General features: G+C 43.7%; 1 protein-coding gene. It reads left to right on the top strand.

What is annotated here, in order from left to right; all coding sequences use genetic code 11:
- Nucleotides 1-838 (top strand): mechanosensitive ion channel family protein (locus JUK32_RS09920; RefSeq protein WP_204138701.1); only part of this gene is annotated, 838 nt, incomplete at its 5' end.
- Between the last annotated feature and the right edge of the window lie 120 nt (nt 839-958).

Below are 958 nucleotides of genomic sequence, written 5' to 3' on the forward strand. Positions count from 1 at the left end.
CACAGATGGCTCCCCTTCTCAATCTGAGAATCTAGCTACATCAATACTCTCAGGACTTTTCTGCACCACTAAGGTAGCCAGCTATAGCGATGAAATCATTGAAATCATCGGACTTTATTTTCTCTGTGGAATATTCATTGAAATCACCAATATTGTGCTGGAAGATCTGGTTCTTAAAACAGAGAATCTTACAGATTTACAGCGGCAGCGACGGCTAACTGTTATTCCTTTAGCCAAGAGTATATTAAGGTACTTAACTTACTTCACAGGAGGGATAATCACGCTCAATTTATTTGGTATCAATCCGACTCCGATCTTGGCTGGAGCGGGAATTGTGGGTCTGACAGTAGGTTTTGGCGCACAAAATCTGATTAATGATATTGTCTGTGGGTTCTTTATTTTATTTGAAAACTACTATTTAGTTGGTGACTATATCGAAGCTGGTAAAGAGGAAGAACGTGTCGTTGAGGGAGAGGTTGAAGCCATTGAGCTTCGAACGACCCATATTCGCCATCCAGAAGGGCAGCTACAAATTATTCGCAACGGTGAAATAGGTTCAATTGTCAATTATTCTAAGCAATTTGCCTACGCCAAGGTAGCTGTCCCGGTTCCCACAGGGCTTACTCTTGAAGAAACCTACGATTTAATCGATCAAGTTGGACGAAAGCTCCACACTGAATGCGTAGACATTTTAGGAGCTACTCAAATTGAAGGACTTGAGAGCTTCGAAGCCACTAGTCTGATCGTTCGCACCATGACTCAGGTGAATCCTGGTAAACATCTTTACGTACAACGGCTACTACGCAGTCAGCTGAAGCGTGCGTTTGAGGCCAAATAGGGCGAATCTAGTCCAACCGGTTTTTACGATTCTGAGACTCATTAGGAGACAATCGCACGGTGAGTCGAGCACTGGTAAGGCATTGCCAAGTGACTACAGGAGAAGTTTTGGGCCTCCAGC

The organism is Halomicronema sp. CCY15110 (genome assembly GCF_016888165.1).
Classification (GTDB): Bacteria; Cyanobacteriota; Cyanobacteriia; order Phormidesmidales; family Phormidesmidaceae; genus Halomicronema.